The 19607-nt window shown below is 61.2% G+C and carries 18 protein-coding genes; 5 read left to right on the top strand and 13 right to left on the bottom strand.

The window, feature by feature from the left end; translation table 11 throughout:
* Nucleotides 1-62: 62 nt before the first annotated feature.
* The gene (gene waaA / locus ACXX9E_RS08015) at nucleotides 63-1337 is read right to left on the bottom strand and encodes a lipid IV(A) 3-deoxy-D-manno-octulosonic acid transferase (RefSeq protein ID WP_458555257.1); all 1275 of its coding nucleotides are present in this window, start codon (nucleotides 1335-1337) and stop codon (nucleotides 63-65) included.
* An 11-nt stretch (nucleotides 1338-1348) separates the two neighbouring features.
* A complete protein-coding gene (locus ACXX9E_RS08010) occupies nucleotides 1349-2245 on the bottom strand; it encodes a LysR family transcriptional regulator (protein WP_123470846.1) in 897 nt (298 codons plus the stop codon).
* A gap of 108 nt (nucleotides 2246-2353) precedes the next feature.
* Between ACXX9E_RS08010 and ACXX9E_RS08005 the strand changes: the two genes are divergently transcribed.
* The 4 genes from ACXX9E_RS08005 to ACXX9E_RS07990 all read left to right on the top strand — a co-directional run bounded on the left by ACXX9E_RS08005 (nucleotide 2354) and on the right by ACXX9E_RS07990 (nucleotide 5808).
* Nucleotides 2354-2686: a DMT family transporter gene (locus ACXX9E_RS08005; RefSeq protein WP_123470844.1), complete on the top strand. Its 333-nt coding sequence runs from the start codon at nucleotides 2354-2356 to the stop codon at nucleotides 2684-2686.
* A 140-nt stretch (nucleotides 2687-2826) separates the two neighbouring features.
* Entirely contained in the window at nucleotides 2827-4002 is a 1176-nt protein-coding gene (locus tag ACXX9E_RS08000; RefSeq protein ID WP_222833801.1) for an NAD(P)/FAD-dependent oxidoreductase, read from the top strand.
* Nucleotides 3999-4811 carry an aldo/keto reductase gene (locus tag ACXX9E_RS07995; RefSeq protein ID WP_123470841.1) on the top strand — a complete coding sequence of 271 codons (813 nt, stop codon included), beginning with the start codon at nucleotides 3999-4001 and terminating at the stop codon, nucleotides 4809-4811. Before ACXX9E_RS08000 ends, ACXX9E_RS07995 begins: the two co-directional genes overlap by 4 nt.
* Before the next feature lie 31 nt (nucleotides 4812-4842).
* On the top strand, nucleotides 4843-5808 hold the full coding sequence (locus ACXX9E_RS07990; RefSeq protein ID WP_123470839.1) for a metal ABC transporter ATPase: 966 nt from the start codon (nucleotides 4843-4845) through the stop codon (nucleotides 5806-5808).
* A gap of 3 nt (nucleotides 5809-5811) precedes the next feature.
* Here ACXX9E_RS07990 and ACXX9E_RS07985 read toward each other — a convergent pair whose 3' ends face one another.
* The 7 genes from ACXX9E_RS07985 to msbA all read right to left on the bottom strand — a co-directional run bounded on the left by ACXX9E_RS07985 (nucleotide 5812) and on the right by msbA (nucleotide 14058).
* The gene (locus ACXX9E_RS07985) at nucleotides 5812-6612 is read right to left on the bottom strand and encodes a hypothetical protein (RefSeq protein ID WP_123470837.1); all 801 of its coding nucleotides are present in this window, start codon (nucleotides 6610-6612) and stop codon (nucleotides 5812-5814) included.
* A gap of 51 nt (nucleotides 6613-6663) precedes the next feature.
* Nucleotides 6664-7350 carry a hypothetical protein gene (locus tag ACXX9E_RS07980; RefSeq protein WP_457236781.1) on the bottom strand — a complete coding sequence of 229 codons (687 nt, stop codon included), beginning with the start codon at nucleotides 7348-7350 and terminating at the stop codon, nucleotides 6664-6666.
* Nucleotides 7351-8325 (bottom strand): glycosyltransferase, encoded by a 975-nt coding sequence (locus ACXX9E_RS07975; RefSeq protein ID WP_128616031.1) that lies wholly within the window; start codon nucleotides 8323-8325, stop codon nucleotides 7351-7353.
* Nucleotides 8326-8456: 131 nt separating this feature from the next.
* Nucleotides 8457-9878: a bifunctional D-glycero-beta-D-manno-heptose-7-phosphate kinase/D-glycero-beta-D-manno-heptose 1-phosphate adenylyltransferase HldE gene (gene hldE / locus ACXX9E_RS07970; RefSeq protein WP_123471167.1), complete on the bottom strand. Its 1422-nt coding sequence runs from the start codon at nucleotides 9876-9878 to the stop codon at nucleotides 8457-8459.
* Nucleotides 9879-9942: 64 nt separating this feature from the next.
* On the bottom strand, nucleotides 9943-11343 hold the full coding sequence (locus ACXX9E_RS07965; protein WP_458555256.1) for a PIG-L deacetylase family protein: 1401 nt from the start codon (nucleotides 11341-11343) through the stop codon (nucleotides 9943-9945).
* Between the two features lie 4 nt (nucleotides 11344-11347).
* Nucleotides 11348-12244 carry a GNAT family N-acetyltransferase gene (locus tag ACXX9E_RS07960; RefSeq protein ID WP_123470830.1) on the bottom strand — a complete coding sequence of 299 codons (897 nt, stop codon included), beginning with the start codon at nucleotides 12242-12244 and terminating at the stop codon, nucleotides 11348-11350.
* Complete coding sequence (msbA, locus tag ACXX9E_RS07955) at nucleotides 12238-14058, bottom strand: lipid A export permease/ATP-binding protein MsbA (protein WP_123470828.1); 1821 nt, start codon at nucleotides 14056-14058, stop codon at nucleotides 12238-12240. Before msbA ends, ACXX9E_RS07960 begins: the two co-directional genes overlap by 7 nt.
* Before the next feature lie 125 nt (nucleotides 14059-14183).
* Here msbA and ACXX9E_RS07950 point away from each other — a divergent pair, with 125 nt between their 5' ends.
* Complete coding sequence (locus ACXX9E_RS07950) at nucleotides 14184-14837, top strand: protein kinase family protein (protein ID WP_123470826.1); 654 nt, start codon at nucleotides 14184-14186, stop codon at nucleotides 14835-14837.
* Between the two features lie 4 nt (nucleotides 14838-14841).
* Here the strand turns inward: ACXX9E_RS07950 and ACXX9E_RS07945 are convergent, their stop codons facing one another.
* The 4 genes from ACXX9E_RS07945 to ACXX9E_RS07930 all read right to left on the bottom strand — a co-directional run bounded on the left by ACXX9E_RS07945 (nucleotide 14842) and on the right by ACXX9E_RS07930 (nucleotide 19524).
* The gene (locus ACXX9E_RS07945) at nucleotides 14842-16302 is read right to left on the bottom strand and encodes a glycosyltransferase family protein (protein ID WP_186746171.1); all 1461 of its coding nucleotides are present in this window, start codon (nucleotides 16300-16302) and stop codon (nucleotides 14842-14844) included.
* Nucleotides 16303-16358: 56 nt separating this feature from the next.
* Nucleotides 16359-17267, bottom strand: coding sequence for a glycosyltransferase family 2 protein (locus tag ACXX9E_RS07940; RefSeq protein WP_123470823.1), 909 nt, complete (start codon nucleotides 17265-17267; stop codon nucleotides 16359-16361).
* Nucleotides 17260-19014, bottom strand: a complete 1755-nt coding sequence (locus tag ACXX9E_RS07935) for a carbamoyltransferase family protein (protein WP_123470822.1) — start codon at nucleotides 19012-19014, stop codon at nucleotides 17260-17262. The genes ACXX9E_RS07940 and ACXX9E_RS07935 overlap by 8 nt, the downstream gene beginning before the upstream one ends.
* Nucleotides 19015-19188: 174 nt before the next feature.
* Nucleotides 19189-19524 (bottom strand): YceK/YidQ family lipoprotein, encoded by a 336-nt coding sequence (locus tag ACXX9E_RS07930; protein WP_123470820.1) that lies wholly within the window; start codon nucleotides 19522-19524, stop codon nucleotides 19189-19191.
* Nucleotides 19525-19607: the final 83 nt, after the last annotated feature.

Raw genomic sequence — 19607 nt, 5'->3', positions numbered from 1 at the left:
CAAAGCCAACGCTGGACCTGAGACGAGGGAGCTTGCTCCCTCGCCTCAGGTTTGGTTTTTCCTCAGCGAATCAGTCTGCCCAGCCCGTCCAGCAAGCGCTGCAACGCCCCCTGATTGCGGCGCATCACCGCCAGCCCGGCCTCGGCCATGCGCTGGGCATCGCGAGGCAATTCGAACAGGCGCTGCACTTCCACCGCCAACCCTTCGGCATCATCCACTTCCGCCAGTGCGCCGGCTTCGCGCAACTGCGCGGCGATGTCGAGGAAATTGAACAGGTGCGGGCCGCTGAGCACCGGTTTGGCCAGGGCCGCCGGCTCCAGCAAGTTATGCCCGCCGTTCGGCACCAGACTGCCGCCGACGAAAGCGCTGTCGGCCAACGCATAGAGAAACAGCAACTCGCCCATGGTGTCACCGAGCAGCACCGAGGTGTGTGCCTCGACGTTGGCACCGGTCGAACGGCGCACCGTGGCAAAGCCTTCACGCTGGCACAGCTCGAACACCGAGTTGAAGCGCTCGGGATGGCGCGGCACCAGAATCAGCAGCGCATTCGGGTAGTTCGTCAGCAGACGACGATGGGCGTCGAGCACCACTGCGTCCTCACCCTCGTGGGTACTGGCGGCGATCCACACCGGGCGCTCCAGCGCCTGCCATTGGCCGCGCAGTGAGTTGGCGCGTTGCAGCAGTTGCGGGTCGATGGTCAGGTCGAACTTGATCGAACCGGTAACCTCGACTGTCTCCGGCCGTGCCCCCAGATCACGAAAGCGCTGGGCTTCGGCTTCGGTCTGTACCGCGAAAAAACTCATTTCCGCCAGCATCGGCGCGGTCAGTTTGCTGAAGCGGCCATAACCCCGGGCCGAACGTTCGGACAGTCGGCCGTTGGCCAGCGCCACCGGTATCCCCCGTTTGGCGCACTGATGAATGTGGTTGGGCCACAGTTCGGTTTCCATGATCACCGCCAGTTTCGGCTGTGCCCGATCAAGAAAGCGCGCCGCCGCACACGGCACGTCGTAAGGCAGGTAGCAATGCTGAATGCGCGGCTCGTCGCCGAACAAGGCATGAATCCGCTCCGAACCGGTCGGGGTCATGCAGGTCACGGTAATCGGCAGCTGTGGATAACGTTGCAGCAAGGCGCGAATCATTGGCGCGGCGGCAATGCTTTCGCCCACCGACACGGCGTGCACCCAGATCCCGCCGGGCTGCAGTGACGGCATCCCGTAAGAGAAGCGCTCGCCAATCCGCTTGGCATACGCCGGGGCCTTGCGCGAGCGCAGCCACAGCCGAATCGCCACCAATGGCAGCCCCAGGTAAAACAGCGCGGTGTAGAGAGTTCTATTCATGGCGGCGGAGTTTATCGACTTTTATCGCCGATCGCCCGCAAGTGCACGGCAAAACGTTCAGCCAGCCAGCGCGCCGCCGGCCCCAGCGGTTCATCGCGGCGCCAGACCAGTTCCACCACCAGTGCTGGCGGTGTCCATTCGCTGTCCAGTTCGACCATCAGGCCCTGATAGGCGGAATACTGCACCACATGCCGTGGCAGCCAGGCCCAACCGAGATCGCGCACCAGCCATTCGGCCATCACGTAGAAACTGTCAGCGCGCCACACCTGCGGGCTGGCCGGCTCATTGCCGGGGTAGACACTGGTTTGCGTCGACATCAGCAATTGCCGGTGCTGCGCCAACTGCTGACACGTCACGTAGGACTGCGCCGCCAGCGGATGGTTGATGCCGCACACGGTGACCATTTCCACACTGCCCAGCACCCGGCGCTCCAGCGCCTCGGGAATTTCATCGTGGTAAAACAACAGACCGAGATCGGCCCGGCGCTCCACCAGTTTGCGCGCGACTTCGCCCTGGGCGGCGCTGGTCAACTGCACCTCCAGACTCGGAAACTGCTCGGCCAGTGCGCCGAAACTTTCCACCAGCGCCTGATAGGGCATCGCTTCGTCCTGCGCCACGCGCAACTGTGCTTCCTGGCCACGCAGCATCGCCATTGCCCGGCCGTTGAGACGCTCGCACTGACGCAAGACTTCCCGCGCCTCTTCCAGCAGTGCCTCGCCGGCTTCGGTGAGCGAGGGCTGGCGACCGCTGCTACGCTCGAACAGGCTGACGCCCAGATCATCCTCAAGCATCGCAATCGCGCTGCTGATCGCCGATTGCGCCTTGCGCTGCCGGCGCGCAACGGCAGAAAACGAACGCTGTTCGGCGACGTCGACAAACACTCGGAGCTGATCAAGATTCCACTGCATACCGCCCCACCAACCCATCTTCAAAACAGATAGGTAATGACTTTACCCCATCTGACGAATCACTAGAATGCCGCCCTGAAAGCAACGTTTCATTTGAGGGTTTGAACCATGAACGCCTACGTCTATCTGACCATTGCCATTTGCGCCGAAGTGATCGCCACCGTGTCGATGAAAGCGGTCAAAGGCATCAGCACACCACTGCCGCTGATTCTGGTGATCGTCGGTTATGGCATCGCCTTCTGGATGCTGACCCTGGTGGTACGCTCCGTACCGGTGGGTGTGGCCTACGCCGTCTGGGCGGGCATGGGGATCGTGCTGGTCAGCATCGCGGCGCTGTTCATTTATGGGCAGAAGCTGGACGTGCCGGCGATGCTGGGGATGGCATTGATTGTCCTCGGAGTGGTGGTCATCCAGCTGTTCTCCAAGACCGCCGGGCATTGACCTGCACTGCACACCTCCCCTGTGGGGCGGGCCTGCTCGCTCCCACAGTGCTTTTGCGCCACGGCTGTTGATCATCGACAAATCCCCCTCTTTCCCGAGTCTGTATACTGCGCCCTCGTCTTGAACACTGAGGTCGTTGCATGCCATCCGTTATTTCCACCGACGTTCTGATTGTCGGCGCTGGTGTCGCCGGCCTCTGGCTGAACGCGCGTCTGCGCCGTCAGGGGTTTTCGACCGTGCTGGTGGAAAGCGCCAGCCTCGGCGGCGGGCAGACAGTGAAGTCGCAGGGCATCATCCACGGCGGCGCCAAGTACGCGTTGCACGGTGCACTGACCGGCGCCTCCGAGGCCATCGCCGACATGCCGCGCCGCTGGCGTGAAGCCCTCGCCGGCCATGGCGAGCTGGACCTGTCCGGCGTGCGCCTGCTGTCCGAGGCTCATTACCTGTGGTCACCCGGCACCCTGGCCGGCAACCTCACCAGTTTCTTCGCCAGCAAGGCCGTGCGTGGCCGGGTCGATCAGGTCAAGGGCGAGCAATTGCCGCCGGCCCTGCAAGACAAGCGCTTCAAGGGCAAGGTCTACCGCCTCGCCGAACTGGTGGTGGATGTGCCGAGCCTGATTGCGCGCCTGGCCGATCTGGCCGGTGACGGCCTGCTCGCCGGGCAAACCATCGAGCCGCTGCTGGAGGCGGGAGTGCTGGTCGGTCTGCAGGTCGACGGTCGCGAGATCCGCGCCCAGCGCATCGTCCTCAGCGCTGGCGCCGGTACCGCGCAACTGCTTGAGGCCCTGGGCCTGAGCCAGCCGGCCATGCAGCGCCGGCCGCTGCACATGATCATCGCCAAAGGCCCGGGGCTGAAACCGCTCTACGCCCATTGCCTGGGCGGCGGCACCAAGCCGCGCATCACCGTGACCACCCACCCGGCCGCTGACGGTCAGTGGGTCTGGTACATGGGCGGTGACATCGCCGAAAGCGAAGGTGTCGCCCGCGAGCCCGCCGAGCAGATCGCCACCGCGCAAAAGGAAATCGCGCAATTGCTACCGTGGATCGACCTTGGCACCACGCAATGGGCGACGCTGCGGGTCGACCGTGCCGAGCCGCTGCAAACCGGCCTGACACGTCCGGATAACGCGTTCCTCGCTGACGAGGGCCGCTTGCTGGTGGGCTGGCCGACGAAACTGGCACTGGCACCGGACTTTGCCGACCGCGTGATCGCCTCCTTGCAGCGCGACGGCATCCAGCCACATGCCACCGAACCCCTGCCGGCACTGCCGAAACCACCGATGGGCATTGCTGCCTGGGAGCAACTGCTGCCATGAGTATCGCGACTCTGCATGATCTCCATCGCCCATTGGGCAGCACCGGCCTGACGGTTTCGCCGCTGGGCCTGGGCACGGTGAAACTGGGCCGCGACCAAGGCGTGAAATACCCCAACGGGTTCCAGATTCCCGATGACGAGGCTGCGCGCATGCTGCTCAGGCAGGCACGCGAGCTGGGCATCAACCTGATCGACACCGCGCCGGCTTACGGCCGCAGCGAAGAACGTCTCGGCCCGCTGCTGCGTGGCCAGCGCGAGGACTGGGTGATCGTCAGCAAGGTCGGCGAGGAATTTGCCGACGGCCTGTCGCGCCACGACTTCAGCGCGGCGCACACGCGCAGGTCAGTGGAACGCAGCCTGCAACGTCTGGAAACGGATTCTATCGACCTGGTCCTGGTGCACTCTGACGGCAATGACATGGCCATCCTCGAACACGAAGAGGTCTACGCCACGCTGGCGGCGCTCAAGGCCGAGGGCAAGATTCGCGGCTTCGGCTTCTCCGGCAAAACCGTCGAAGGCGGGCTCAAGGCGCTGGAGCAAGGGGACTGCGCGATGGTCACCTACAATCTGAACGAACAGAACGAGAAGGCAGTCATTGACTATGCTGCTGCCCACGGCAAAGCCATTCTGGTGAAGAAAGCCCTGGCCAGCGGCCACGTGTGCCTGAGCCCGGGAGTGGATCCGGTGCGTGCCAGCTTCGAGTTGCTGTTTGCGAAGCCTGGCGTGGCCAGTGCTATTGTCGGAACGATCAATCCGCTGCACCTCGCCCATAACGTTGCGACCGTTGCCCGGGTCCTTCGTGGTCACTGACGCCGCTTCGCGGCCTTAAGCAGGAGCCGATATGCCGCGCACGCTCATCAGAAAGAACCCGAGCAACTTCAAGACCCTGCCCCTGTTCGTCGAAGCCACGCCCGACGGCTTGGCCTATCAGAGCGTCGGCATGCCGCTGAACTTCGCCCAGACGTTGCAGCGACGCAAACCGGTGAGTGTCGCCGACACCGAACGCTTCTCGCTGGAGCTGGCCAATCTCGGGGTCTCGGTGCGCCTGACCCTGCACTGGCAGAATCGCGATTACTGGGTGCTGGTGCGCCAGCGGCGGCAGGATCGCGGCGACGTGGTACTGAAACTGATTTCCGGTTATGTGCCGGCTCACGAACTGAACATTCCGCTGCACACGGCCATTCAGGAAATCGCTGAAGAGTGCCTGCTGGAGACGCCGGAAGGCTGGCTCGGGGGGCGCTTCAACGACACCTGGCTGCCGGCACCCTACGCCTCGGCCCTGCACTACCGCGAGGCGTTGCCGTTTCGCCTGACCCCGTTGTCCGGATCGGCGCGGCCGATACGTTGCGCCAATCTGCAATTGGTCGAACGGCCGCGGGCTTATGTACATCTGCCGACGGCATCGCTGCAATTGATCTACGACCTGCGCCTGGACGTGCCCAAGGAAGCCAAATCCCTGAGCCTGTTTCATGTCGATGAACGTCTGGAGGGCGATCAACTGGTCGCGCGGCTGGACCGCAAACGCCCGGATCTGTACCTGATGCCGCTCAAGGATGGCGCGCCGCTGGCCGAGCTCTACACCCTCAAGCGCGACAAACTCGTGCCGGCCGGCACGCGTGGCCTGTATCTGGCCGAAAGCTTCGCCACGCAGACCGGCTGGGTCGTGCGCGAAGAGCGAATTCGCTGGAAGGACTGGCTGGTGCAACAGGGCCTGCAACCGGCGAAAGCCCCGCGTCAGGGCCTCAAGCAGTTGAGCATCAAGGCGCTGCGGCTGGTCGGCCTGGGCAAAAAGCGCGCAAGCAAATAGCCGCTAGCGCCGGCGATCCATCCAGGTGCGCAGCGTGGCGAAGAAGTGGAAATAGCGGTTTTCGCGCTTGCCCATGCCGCGCTTGGGCGAGAACGATTCTTCGGCAAACGCCCCGGTAATCCGTACACGCGAGGCCTGGGTCGGCAACGTGCAGACCTTGGCACCCGCCTCTAGCAGCGCGTACTTGAGCAGACGCTCGGAATGCAGCTTGCGCCCCGTCGCCTTGCAGAAATCGAAAATACGCTCGATGCGCTTGCCATAGGCGACATAGGTATCGCGCCCGCAAATGGCAAAGCGATCGTTCAGCCCGCCCCACCACTGCCAGTCCGGAATGTACGCGTTGTGGCGTCGCGCCTGCGCATGGTTGAACACATAACCGGGCAACGCGTTGTGGAAGAAATTGTCCGGTCGCACGAACACGACGAAATCCGGGTTGAACGGTTCGATCATGCCGGTGACGGTGTGCAGCGAGTTGAGCTGATAGATCAGGTTGCGCAGCGACGCATAGTCATCGCCCCAGGTATCGCCCTGAGCCTTGACCTGTTCGAAATCCCAACGCTCCAGTACGCCCTCGGTCGAGGTCAGCCCGCCGGACATCGACTCGAAGGGTTGGTAGTTGTCCGCCGCCAGTTCGCCTTTTTCGCCAGAACGGGTGTTCTGCACTTCATCGATTTTATACAGGTGATAAAAGCACTTTACGTCGCTGCCCGCAGGCAACTGCGCCAGCACGTTCTGTTCGATGGAGGGGAAACAGATCGACGAATTTCTCGGAATCCCGAAAAACGCCACGGCAATTTTCAACACTCAACAGCACCTTTTGAAAGTAGTTCGGGCCTGCCGGCAATGCGGCACCGCTTATCGCTGGCGAAACAGCTTTTGCCACCAGCGGCGGGGTTGCAGTGGCACCACGATGATGTCCGATTTCTGCAGCCAGTCACGCTCGTAATCCCAGGCGTGACCGCCCCACAATTTTCCCGCCTCGTTGGAAAACCCCAGGGTCAGGAGCTGATAGGTGTAACCGGCGTGACCGCGCAACCAGTCGAACAGCACCAGCGTATTGAAGCCGGTGGAGGGCCCGACGTAGCGCTTGCCCCCTGGCCGGTCGACCGGGTAATTCCACAGCGGCGGCAACGGGATGCGGTCCCAATACATGGCCACCTGTGGCAACGGGCACATCGGTGCAGCGCAGCCGACGAGCATGGTGAAACAGCGTTCGCCCGCCCGCTCGATCAGCCGCTGCACGTCGGGGCCGTAAGGCAGACCAAAAAAGTAGGCGTCCGGCGCGTTGTAGCCATGCACGAAGACATTCACGCTTTGCGCGTTGAGCAGCGGTGCCTTGATGCAGGTATTGAAGCTGACGACGATGTCATCGACGCCGATGTCCAGCGCCTGAAAATCCGCCGCGGTGATGGCCGGGTTGTTGGCGATCAGCACCACCCGCGCCGCACGGCTCAGACACGTGCGCAGCGCTTCGGGCAAGGCTTGCAGAACCGATTGGTCACCACCCGGCAGCGCATCCAGCGCCATGTGCTCGTCCATCATTCAGACCGGCACCTTCATGCCGTAGCGCAACTTCACCCAGAACCGGGTGAACGCCGAAGGCGGCTGCCATGGGCGCATTTCGCGCTGGATTTCGGTGGCGAGGGCCTGACCGACACGGGTGAAGGAATAGCGACTTTCGGCAAACGCCTGGCCATTGCGGGCAATACCTTCGGCCAGCTCGGGGTTGTCCTGCAGCAGTTTGATCTTCTCCACCGCCTCGTCTTCGCTGCGATAGAACACCGTGTTGTGCATGTCCTCGAAGCCCAGCAACTGATCCTCTTCGCCCTGACTCCACGCCAGCAACACGCACCCACAGGCCATGGCTTCGAAGTTCTTGATCATGAACTCGTTCATGCCGATGTCGGCGCTGACGAAGATCTTGATGCGGTTGAGCGTCTCCAGGTATTCCGCGCCCGACTGGGTGCGGGTGACCAGCATGCCGGTGCGCTTGGAGAGCGACTCCAGCAATGCCTTGCGCTGGGCGTACTCGGTGCTTTTCAGGCTGCCGAGAAAACCGAGCGGAATGTCACGCACCGCACCGGTGTTGCGCAGCATCTGCTCGTCATAACCTTTGGAAACGAACACCGTGTCGATGCCTTCGGCCAGCATCTTGCGGGCAACGACGGCACCGGACACCAGCGCCCGGCAACTTGGCAAACGGCGATAAAGACGCGAATACACGCCGCGATACTTACTCGCCGGCATGTAGTTCTGATAGGCGTCGTGCTCGAGGAAGATCAGCCCGGGGATGCATTTGAGCACCTGCAGTTGCGTGGCCAGACGCTTGACCCGGGAGAAAATCACCACGCGGTCGAAGGTCTGGTAATCCACCGAAGCCAGAAACGAGCCCAGATTCAACTGCTGCTGCTTGCTCAAACGATAGATCAAACACTCATCACAGTTCTGCTGCACGATGTCGTAGAGCCGGTCGAGAATGACCCGCTGTTCGTCCATCACCAGGAGCATGACTTTCATAAATTAATTGACCACGCGGCGCAGGCAGGCAAGCGCATCGGATTCATGGCAGCCTGCATCAACGGAAACGATGAGATCCCCAAGGCAAAATCCGTTCACACGCCGTACACATCGGTAAGAATTCATCGGGATCAACGACTGCGAATCTTCTCGACAATCGCAGTTGTCGAGCTGTTTTCCACCAGTCCAAGCACTTTCACCGTGCCACCATACGCGGTCACGATATCAGCACCGACTACCTGATCAATCCCGTAGTCGCCACCCTTGACCAGCACATCCGGCTTGACTTCACGCAGCAGGTTTTCTGGAGTGCCTTCGGGGAAACTGATCACCCAGTCTACTGCCCCGAGGCCTGCCAGCACGGCCATGCGCCGGTCGACACTGTTGATCGGGCGGCCCGGCCCTTTCAGGCGGCTGACCGAAGCGTCGTCGTTGACCGCGACAATCAGTCGATCGCCCTGGGCTCGCGCCTGTTCCAGATAGGTCACATGCCCGGCATGCAGGATGTCGAAACAGCCGTTGGTGAAGACAATCCGTTCGTTATGCGCCCGGGCGTCGGCCACGGCCAGCACCAATTGCTCGAGACCCAGAACACCGCGCTCGGAGCCTTCTTCACGCTGAATGGCGCGACGCAGTTCCGGCGCACTGATGGCAGCCGTACCGAGTTTGCCCACCACAATGCCGGCGGCCAGATTGGCCAGCGCGACGGCGTGGGGCAACTCTTCACCGGCGGCGATTGCGGCGGCCAGGGTAGAAATGACCGTGTCACCGGCACCGGTGACATCGAACACTTCGCGGGCACGGGCCGGCAGGTGCAAGGCCGGGTGATCCGGACGCAGCAGGGTCATGCCGTGTTCGCCACGGGTCACCAGCAGCGCACCGAGCTCGAGGTCGTGCATCAGCGCCGCGCCCTTGCTCACCAGTTCGTGCTCATCGGCACAACCGCCGACGATGGTCTCGAACTCGCTGAGGTTTGGCGTGAGCAGGCTGGCCCCGCGGTAGATGGTGAAGTCCTTGCCCTTCGGGTCGGCCAGCACCGGTATGTTTTTCGCCCGGGCCGCCTGGATCAGGGCCTGATGGTTTTTCAGCGCACCTTTGCCGTAGTCGGAAAGGACCAGCACCTTGATGCCTTCGAGCAGGTCGTCGACCTGTGTGCCGAGCGCCAGGGCGTCGGTGGCGAACGGTTCTTCGAAGTCGATACGCAGCAATTGCTGGTGCCGGCTCATGACCCGCAGCTTGACGATGGTTGGCTGATGCGCAATGCGCTGAAACAGGGCGCGTACGCCCGCTCCCTTGAGACTGTTGCTCAGGCTGTCGGCGGCTTCGTCGTCACCGGTCACACCGACCAGGGACGCCGGCGCACCCAGCGCGGCAATGTTCAAGGCAACGTTCGCGGCACCGCCCGGACGATCTTCGATCTGCTCGACCTTGACCACCGGCACCGGCGCCTCAGGGGAAATCCGTGAGGTTCCGCCATGCCAGTAACGGTCGAGCATGACATCGCCGACTACCAAGACCGGGGCTTGATCGAAACGCGGCATGGACAACTTCATGGAGCAACCCACATACAAAATGAACAGGGGCGCGATATTAACACAGGGGAAAGCGCCGTCCGCCTCAATCTGAAAGGTCGCGCACCCAGAACAATTCGTGGCGCCGGACGGCCTTGCGGAAAAATTCGTTACTGCCCGTGACAGGCCAGCGCCGCCCCGCCAGTCCCTGCTGGATCCAGCGTCGCAACTGCCGCTTGAACACTTGCCCGCCCTGCAGGTCGTGCTCCATGGCCAGCGCCATGGCCTTGTCCAGTTGCACATCCGCAGGCACCAGCGGACTCCACAAGCGATCGGCCGGCAACGGCTCGATCGCCGGCGGCAAGGCAATCCCCGAGCCGGCCGGGCCCATTGGCCAGCGGTCGTTGTCGTGCAGGTGGTTGGCGTACATCAGCAGGGTCGTCGGTTTCCACTGGCTCAGGCCAACCGCCTCAAGCAGCGCCTGGGTCGACGCCACGTGATCGCTGTGCGGATCCAGCTCGGGATGCGGCGTCACAAGCACTTCAGGGCGGTAATGCTCGAGCAGCGCCACCAGGTCAGCGACCAGATTGCGCCAGGTCGGCTGACCATCGACGTCGGCTGGCAGGGACAGAGGATTGTGTCGACGGACGCTGCGCACGTCGCTGTCCTGCGACTCCCGGGAACCGAACGCCTTCGTCGGCTCCTTGGCCATCTGCGGCAATTGCAGGCAGTAATAGCCCAACTGCACGCAACGCCCGGCAGGCACGCCGCCCCACAGCGGGATCGTCAGGCTGTCCCAACTGCGCAAGCGCCCCTTCAACCGCGCAGCCTGGGCCTGATCCAGCCCCAGACGCTGGAAGTTCTCAGCCTCGATCTCGCCCTGAGTCAGGGTGACGATGCTGACGTCTTCGCAGCGGCTGTAGAGGCCGAATGCGGCCAGCTCGGCATCATCGGCATGAGGAGCCAGGACCATCACCCGCTGGCGGGCATAGTCAGGATTGGTCATGACCCACAGGGTGCCTGTGGCAGCCGCCGCGCAATAGCGTCCGCGCAATGCCAGCGTGCCTTGGGTCAGCGCAGTGGCCTGCCCGGACAGATTAAGGAATCGCCGCCCGTTGACGCCTCGTTCGAACGCCTGACAGTCATCGCCGATCTCAACCCAGGGATCGAGCCAGCGGCCCAGCCAATGGGCCTTTACGTGCAGCTCGAGAACAAGCGTCTCACCCGCTGCCAACGGCTCGCTCAGGCGTACCGTGCCGCCCTCCACGCTGACCGACTGACGGGCCGTGTGCGCAGGAAAGTCATAGTGATAGTCGTCAGAGGGCCGGTAGAACAAGTGATCGGCGAACCAAGCCTCGTGGGCCACCCAGGCCAGCACGAGCAGCACCGGTACCAGCCACCAGCCGGCCAGGAAGCCGATCAGCAGCAACGCCAGCAGAAAGACCACGAGAAACAGACGCTTGCTGCGTCGATGGGCCTTGAGAAGCTGTTGCTTGCGAGCGCTCATGAATTCAGACCTTGTAGACCGGCACCGTATGGCACCAGCGATCCTTGTACTCACGGTCGGCACGACCGAATGAATAACGCAACGGTTTGCCCAGTGCCTGCGCATCCGCCCAGGCCTGCTGGGTATTGACGAAACTCAGTACGCTGCCGGGGCTGAACTCGCGGCTCTGCGGGTCGACGCCGCCGTTGATGTATTCCAGCGACACCCATTGCGGCGCTTCGACGCGGTAGAGCACCTGAATGGCTACCGGCGCCGAATCGAGCATCGCCACAGAACCGGTCATGAATTCACGCAGCAGGGTAAAGACTTCCGCCAGCCCGGCCTTGCCCGGCACTTCGAAACCCCAGCGGCGCTGAAACAGATCGCCATACGCCGCAGCCTGTTCCTGCGGCGTGAAGTCGGACATCGGAACCAGCGACCCGCCCGCCTCTTCCAGCAGGCGCTGTTCGCGACGCTGGTTGTAACGGAATTTCTTCGAATACTCTTCCGGCAACCGGGCCAGGGCCAACCCTTCGGGCTGGACCTTCAGGGTGCTGATCTGCCCGGCATTCAGTTGGGAAACATAGGCCATGCGCTGGCGCACCGGCACGACGACATCCGGCGCGATGGGCAGGATGATTTCCGCATTGCCCATATCCAGCAAACCACGCTTGCCCTCGCGCTTGAGCACTTCCTTGGACAGCGCGACATGGCGGCCCCAGCAGGGAATGGCAGCGACCACGTCACCGTCGACAATCCAGCCCAGGTAACGCAACTCGATGCCAACGAACGTCGATAACCGCTCGACGACCTCGGGATGCGTCGCAACGCTGCCGCCAAAACGCTGCCAGGCGCGGGCGTAGGCATCCCGATCGATTTGCGTCCAGCCACGTTCACGAAAGCTGCGAAACACCGTCAGCATACGTCGGTCGCGTGGGCCGGTTGTGGCTCGTCACCCTCTTCGAACTCTTTGGCGTGCAGGCGCGAGTAGTAACCGTTCTGCTCCAGCAGTTGCGCGTGAGTGCCGCGTTCGACGATCCGGCCTTCATCCATGACCAGAATCAGGTCGGCTTTCTCGATGGTGCTCAAACGGTGCGCGATCACCAGCGTCGTGCGGTTCTGCACCACATGATCCAGCGCGGCCTGAATATGCCGCTCCGACTCGGTGTCGAGGGCCGAGGTGGCCTCATCGAGAATCAGCAACGGCGCATCCTTGAGCAGCGCTCGGGCAATGGCAATGCGCTGACGCTGGCCACCGGAAAGCAGCACGCCGTTCTCGCCGACCATGGTTTCGTAACCTTGCGGCATCTTGGCGATGAACTCGTCGGCGTATGCCTCGGAGGCCGCGCGTTTGACATCGTCGAACGGTGCTCCGGCCAGATCGCCGTAAGCGATGTTGTTAGTCACCGTATCGTTGAACAGCGTGACCGCCTGGGTCACCAGCGCAATCTGCCGACGCAGGCTGCGCAAGGTGAAGTCCTGCACTTCTACGCCATCGAGCAGGATCTGCCCGTGTTCATGCTGATAAAAACGCGGAATCAGCCCGGCCAGGGTCGATTTGCCGCTGCCTGATCGACCCACCAGTGCAACCATCTGCCCAGGCTCCACGACAAAACTGATGTCGTTAAGCACCTGCTTGTCGGTGTCCGGGTACTGGAAGCTGAGATTGCGCACTTCCAGGCGACCCTCAAGGCGATCGCGCTCGACCGTGCCCTGATCCACTTCTGCCGGCTCATCCAGCTGCTCGAAAATACTCTCGGCACCGGCCACGCCTTTCTGGATGGTCGAGCTGACTTCGGAGAGCTGACGAATAGGCTTTGGCAACAGACCGGCCATGGTGATGTAAGCCACCAGATCGCCCGGCGATGCATCGCCGCGAAGGTAAAGCACAAGGAACATGACCACGGCCATGGCGCTGTAGGTCACCAGCTGCAGCATTGGCGTATACACCGCGCCGGTCTTGGTCATCGTCAGTTGCTTGTCGGTATTGCTTTGGCTGGCATCGCGAAACCGGGTCTTTTCATAGACTTCGCCGCCGAAACTGCGCACGACGCGATAACCGTGAATCGTCTCGGACGCAACGTGCGTCACGTTGCCCATCGAGACCTGGATCTTTTTGCTCTGCTTGCGAAATTTACGGCTGGTGCTGTTCACCATGATGCCGATCACCGGCAGGATAGCCACCATCACCAGAGTCAGTTTCCAGTTCATCCACAACAGGGTGCAGAACAGGAAAATAACGGTCATGCCTTCACGGATGACCACCTTGATCGCATCGGTCGCCGCCCCCGTCACCATGGTGACGTTGAAGGTGATGCGGGAAATCAGATGGCCGGAGTTGTTCTTGTCGAAGAACCGGTTGGGCAGTTCCAGCAACTTGTTGAACAGCACCACCCGCAGGTCATGGACCAGGCCCAGGGAGACCCGGGCCAGGAAGAAGTTGCCCAGGTACGAGCCCACGCCCTGCAACAGGGCAATGAACACGATCATCAATGGCACGGTTTCGAGCAACTGCAACTTGCCCAGGTAAGGGTTGCCCGGAAACAGGCTGGCTTCAGGATTGGCCAGGCCGTCGACAAAGTACTTGAGGATGTAAGCGAGCATCGGTTGGGTCGATGCGAAGATCAGAAACCCGACGATGCTGAGAAGGAAGAGACCGGCGTAAGGCCGCACGTAAGCCAAAAGGCGGAAATAGATCGCCAGCGTTGACTGGGCTTTCGGTTCAGGACTGCTCATGGTGATCCGCACAATTCAGTGAGGCGCCGATGATATCACAGGCCTTTTTCCCTCGATAAACATGACTGCGAGCCAGCCCTTGGGCAACTCGGTTAAGATACCCCGCTAATGATGGGGAGCCTGATATGCAATCGATTGATCACAGCACTTACGAGGCACTGCGCAAAGGTGCACACGTACTGGAAGCCGACGGTTCCGGCGACAAGGTGCTCAGATTGGCCGATGGACGCATGCTCAAGCTGTTCCGGCGCAAGCGACTGCTCAGTTCGGCGCTGTTCTATCCCTATGCCCAGCGTTTTGCCGACAATACCCGCGCACTTGAACAGCGCGGCATCCTCTGCCCCACCGTCATTGCGGTCTATCGCATCCCGAGCATCGAACGCGACGGCGTGTATTACAGCCCGCTGGCCGGCAACACCGTGCGCCAGTTACAAGGCACCCGCGAGGAGGCTGACGCACTGAGGTTCAAGCTGGGTGGCTATTTCGCGCAACTGCACGAGAGAGGGGTGTATTTTCGATCGTTGCACTTCGGCAACGTGGTGCTCACGCCCGATAACCAATTGGGCCTGATCGATATCGCCGACCTGCGCTGCCAGAAGCGCGCACTGAGCGACAGCAAACGCCTACGCAACTTCGCCCACCTGCTGCGCTATAAGGAAGACCGCCAGTGGTTACTCGGCGAGGACGCCGGCGACACCTTTATCGAAGGCTACCGCCAGGCCTTGCCGAGCAACCGGCAGGCGCCACTGATCTCGCGCCTGCGTCCACTGCTCGCCTGAGCCTCTAAGGCCCGATCACCAACACCGTTGCACCCTTGCGATTGGCGAAATGTTCGATGACGCGCAATTTGTGGGCGACCAGCCATTCCTTCAGCCACGGCTCATCGCCCTTCGCGTCAATCAGAAAATACCGGTAGTCGCCGGCATGAACAGCCGACATCGCTTCCTCACGGGTCAGAACCGGCAGCGCATAGCCGCGACCGGCGTAATAACTGATCCGGCCGTCCTCGAAGTACGTCGGCGCGTCACGCTCGACATGGGCGGCCATCCAGCGACCCGCCTCGATGTAATGCGTCTTGCCGGCCCCGGTGGAAATGACGTTCGACAACATCACCAGCAACGCCACGGCGACCAACCACTTGCTCCAACGGGGAAACTCGCGAACGAATGCCGCCAGCCCCATCGCCAGCACGGGTACAAACAGCAGGTTCAGAAAACTCATGTAGCGCGTATTCATGAACTGCAGCTTGAGGAAAAACAGCACCAGCACGACCAGATACAGCAAGGCCGTCCAGGCAAAAGGCTGATAGTCACGCCAGTAGTCACCGAGAACACCCCAATTGCGGCGCAGGATGAACGGCACGGCGAATGGCCCCATCAACTTCACGAACGTGATGGTCATGGTCGCCAGGATGCCGAAAAAAATGATCCGCCCGGCTTCATCCTGGGAGTATTTGGTGATCATCGAATTGGCGAACTGATCGCAGAGCATCTGAAACGAAGCCAACACGCTGTGGGGCGCGATCATGTCCAGATAGAGCATCACCCGTGCGGACATCAGCACGCCCGACACCAGCACCAGCACCATGCCGATAACCGGCAACACCGAGAACTGCACGAAGCGCATGCGCCGGGTCGAAGACCAGAGATTGGGTAACTGCCACAGCGCCAATGCGGGTATCAGCAACAGCGCCTCAAGCCTGAACAGGGCCGCCGCGACCACCGCCAGATGGATCAGTGCGGCACGCAACCAGCCACCCCGATCTTGCCAACGCAAAGCGAGCCAAAGGGCCAGTGTGCAGAAAAACCAGAAACCGCATTCGCGGATGATGTCGTTGCGAAAGCTGTTGACTGCCGGCATCGCCAGCACCACCAGGCAAGCCCAGCGAGTGGCATGCGCAGAACGCTGACGAACGCAATCCACCATCAAGGCGCTGGTGCCGGCAAAAAACAGACCGCACCAAAGGTAGGCGCTCAGCTCCAGAGGCAAATGCAGGACGAGATGGGTGCCAGCCAACAGAAAGGAAAACCAGGGCCAGTCAAACGTTGCCCAGGCCACCTTGGGGCCATGCTCACTGACTTGTTGCGCAATATCGAGGTACAGCGCCGCATCACGCGCGACTGTCGCCGTGCCCATGACCGCAATCAGCGATAACAGCACACTGCCACAAAATGCCAGCCATACCGGGTATTCGTCGATGATCCGTGAGACTTGAGCGCCCACTTTACTGCCCGTACCTTTCACCCAGCCACCTCACCGACACGCTTGAACAGGGTACGCGCACGTCATCGCGAACCGTTTTACCGAAACAACAACCTCAACGCCTTGCGCGTGTATGACCAGCGCGAGAAGGTGCGCCAGTCCGCACGCAACGCCTGAAAGTAGAACGCTCTGGCGAGTTTGTATTCGCCGTGGGAATAGCAGTCGCGAAACAACGAAAGACAACGCTGCGCCAGAAACGCCTGTCGCAGGTCGTGCATCTGCGCCGGCATACGCCGGGCCGAGAACACTTCACTGACAACCTGCTCCGTGCCTGCAGCAAGACTCTGGCGCAAATCATGGCGCATGCTGTCGGCGTGCTTGTAGATAAGTGCCAGAGGCTGATTCAGAACAGTGCAGGGATAACGCGCCAACACCTGGGCAAACACCGGCAGATCTTCAACGTTGCGCAGATGCTCAGGATAAGTGCCCGGCACGAACACACCGCGATGCATGGCACAGGCACCGTTGGAAATTGATATGGTCTTGTCCAGCAGATACCCCTGCAGGCATTGACGTGGTGTCAGCGGCAATGGCTTGGCGCCTTGCAGGCTACGCCTGCCGTCCGCGAATACCGACCAGTGCGCGCCGATGACCATCATGCTTTGGGGGTTGTGGGCAATATGCTGCGAAAGTGCCGCGAGCGCACCGGGCGCCATTTCGTCATCGGAGTCGAGGAAAACCAGATACCGCCCGGTCGTCTCTTCAAGCCCCCGATTACGCACGGAAGACAACCCGCCATTGCTTTTGCGCACCGCACGAAAACGCCCACTGTGTTCGCGCAGAAGCGCTTCCACCACTGCAGGCGTCTCGTCCGTCGAGCCATCGTCGATGACTAAAAGATCCGCCGCCGCTTCATCCAGTTGCGCCAACACCGACTCCACTGCCCGGGGCAGGGTTCGCGCATAGTTGTAAGCCGGAATAACGACGCTGATCAGTGTTTCAGTCAAGACCGTATCCTTTCGCACCCTCTTTTACGACCAGAATATCTTCCATGATCAGGTATTGCAGGTCGGAACCGAAAAACATGTTCAACGCGTCAGTCGGCGAACAGATCATCGGCTCGCCACGACGGTTGAGGGAGGTGTTCAGCGACACACCGTTACCCGTCAGGTTCTCCAGAGCCTTCATCATGTCGTAATAGCGCGGGTTGTATTCGCGCTTGAGTACCTGAGCACGGGAAGTGCCGTCTTCGTGGACGACTTCCGGCACGCGGGTCTTCCACTCTTCAGCCACTTCGAAGGTGAAGGTCATGAACGGCGCCGGGTGATCGATCTTGATCATCTGTGGCGCCACGGTGTCGAGCATCGACGGGCAGAAAGGCCTCCAGCGCTCGCGGAACTTGATCTGGTGGTTGATGCGGTCAGCCACACCGGCCACGCTCGGGCAACCGATGATCGAACGGCCACCCAGTGCACGCGGACCAAACTCCATGCGCCCCTGGAACCACGCCACCGGGTTGCCATCGACCATGATCCTGGCGATTTCTTCCGGCATGTTGTCGAGCTTGCGCCAGGTCGGCTTGTTCTCGTGACGGGCGCACGCGGCGATCACGTCTTCGTTGCTGTACGACGGGCCGAGGTAGACGTGCTCCATCTTCTCGACCGGTACGCCACGGGCGTGGGACACATAGGCCGCTGCGCCAACCGCGGTGCCGGCATCGCCGGACGCCGGCTGCACGAACAGCTCCTTGATGTCATCGCGGGCGATGATTTTCTGGTTCAGCTTGACGTTCAGCGCACAACCACCGGCGAAGGCCAGCTTGCCGGTTTCCTTGAGCACGTCGCCCAGGTAGTAGTCGATCATCTGCAACGCCAGTTTCTCGAACAGCGCTTGCATGCTCGCGGCGTAGTGGATGTAAGGCTCGTCGGCGATGTCGCCTTCGCGCTTCGGACCCAGCCACTCGATCAGCTTCGGCGAGAAGTAGAAGCCTTTGCCCTTCTCTTTGTAGCGACGCAGGCCGATCACGTTGGCGTAGTCGGTGTTGATCACCAGTTCGCCGTTCTCGAACGAGGCCAGACGCGAGAAGTCATATTTGCTGGCGTCGCCGTACGGCGCCATGCCCATGACCTTGAACTCGCCGTCGAGCATCTCGAAACCGAGGAACTCGGTGATCGCGCCATAGAGGCCGCCGAGGGAGTCCGGATCAAAGAATTCCTTGATCTTGTGGATCTTGCCGTTTTCGCCGTAACCGAAGAAGGTCGTGGCGTACTCGCCCTTGCCGTCGATGCCGAGGATCGCGGTTTTCTCTTTGAAACCCGAGCAGTGGTAGGCGCTGGAGGCGTGGGCCAGGTGATGCTCGACCGGCTCGATCTTGATCTTCTTCGGATCAAAACCCAGTTGCTCAAGGCACCAGACGATCTTGTTGCGATAGCGCTTGTAGCGACGGTTGCCCATCAGGATCGCATCGAGGGCGCGATCCGGGGCATACCAGTAACGCTTGGCATAGTGCCAGCGGGCCTTGCCGAACAGGCTGATCGGGGCGAACGGAATTGCAACCACATCGACATCGGACGGCTTGATGCCGGCCTGCTCAAGACAGAACTTCGCCGATTCGTAGGGCATGCGGTTTTTTGCATGCTTATCGCGTACGAAGCGCTCTTCTTCAGCCGCCGCCACCAGCTTGCCATCAATGTACAAGGCCGCTGATGGGTCATGGCTAAGGGCGCCGGACAGGCCAAGAATCGTCAATGCCACAGGGTCTAGCCTCTTAAGTCTGCGTTCGGGCGCCGGGCGCCCTGAAAAATTGATGTGCCCCCCGCACCGGGCGAGAGACAGCTAAAGGGCGGGATTATAGCGTAAACATGTCGGGAATTACCCTGTACGAATCGCGCCCGAATCGAATGAATCAGATAATTCCTGCTCAATGTCTTAATAACCACCCTTGCGCCAATAAATACCGAGGTTGCCATCGGTGACCTGACGATAAACCGTATAAGGCAGCGATATCGTATCGACCACGCCCGAAAGGGGCAGATCCAGCAAGACAAACGGCACAAGAAAACCGCTTGGGTCCGGCGGTGCATTCAGTACGCAAAAGTCAAAAGCCAGACCACTGTAAATGCGCGGTATGGATTGGCAGTAGGTTTTTTGCTTGCGCAGATCTCGAGCGGCATCGGCATCGTCCTGCAATACGGTCAGGGCACTCCCACAACCGGCTAGAGCCCATGAAAAAACACTCAACGACATTGTCTGTTTTATGGTCAAGGTTCGCCCTCCGAAATGGACAGGCAAACTACCATCGGCGTTGAACCGTACCCAGTTCATGGTTTCTGCAGATACTGTAGGAC

Source organism: Pseudomonas sp. GNP014 (genome assembly GCF_054344005.1).
This window is presented reverse-complemented; position numbering and strand designations above follow the sequence as displayed.

Coding starts and splice junctions, on each gene's coding strand:
- waaA (WP_458555257.1), bottom strand. CDS start 1,337: ATGAATAGAACTCTCTACACCGCGCTGTTTTACCTGGGGCTGCCATTG.
- ACXX9E_RS08010 (WP_123470846.1), bottom strand. CDS start 2,245: ATGCAGTGGAATCTTGATCAGCTCCGAGTGTTTGTCGACGTCGCCGAA.
- ACXX9E_RS08005 (WP_123470844.1), top strand. CDS start 2,354: ATGAACGCCTACGTCTATCTGACCATTGCCATTTGCGCCGAAGTGATC.
- ACXX9E_RS08000 (WP_222833801.1), top strand. CDS start 2,827: ATGCCATCCGTTATTTCCACCGACGTTCTGATTGTCGGCGCTGGTGTC.
- ACXX9E_RS07995 (WP_123470841.1), top strand. CDS start 3,999: ATGAGTATCGCGACTCTGCATGATCTCCATCGCCCATTGGGCAGCACC.
- ACXX9E_RS07990 (WP_123470839.1), top strand. CDS start 4,843: ATGCCGCGCACGCTCATCAGAAAGAACCCGAGCAACTTCAAGACCCTG.
- ACXX9E_RS07980 (WP_457236781.1), bottom strand. CDS start 7,350: ATGATGGACGAGCACATGGCGCTGGATGCGCTGCCGGGTGGTGACCAA.
- ACXX9E_RS07975 (WP_128616031.1), bottom strand. CDS start 8,325: ATGAAAGTCATGCTCCTGGTGATGGACGAACAGCGGGTCATTCTCGAC.
- hldE (WP_123471167.1), bottom strand. CDS start 9,878: ATGAAGTTGTCCATGCCGCGTTTCGATCAAGCCCCGGTCTTGGTAGTC.
- ACXX9E_RS07965 (WP_458555256.1), bottom strand. CDS start 11,343: ATGAGCGCTCGCAAGCAACAGCTTCTCAAGGCCCATCGACGCAGCAAG.
- ACXX9E_RS07960 (WP_123470830.1), bottom strand. CDS start 12,244: ATGCTGACGGTGTTTCGCAGCTTTCGTGAACGTGGCTGGACGCAAATC.
- msbA (WP_123470828.1), bottom strand. CDS start 14,058: ATGAGCAGTCCTGAACCGAAAGCCCAGTCAACGCTGGCGATCTATTTC.
- ACXX9E_RS07950 (WP_123470826.1), top strand. CDS start 14,184: ATGCAATCGATTGATCACAGCACTTACGAGGCACTGCGCAAAGGTGCA.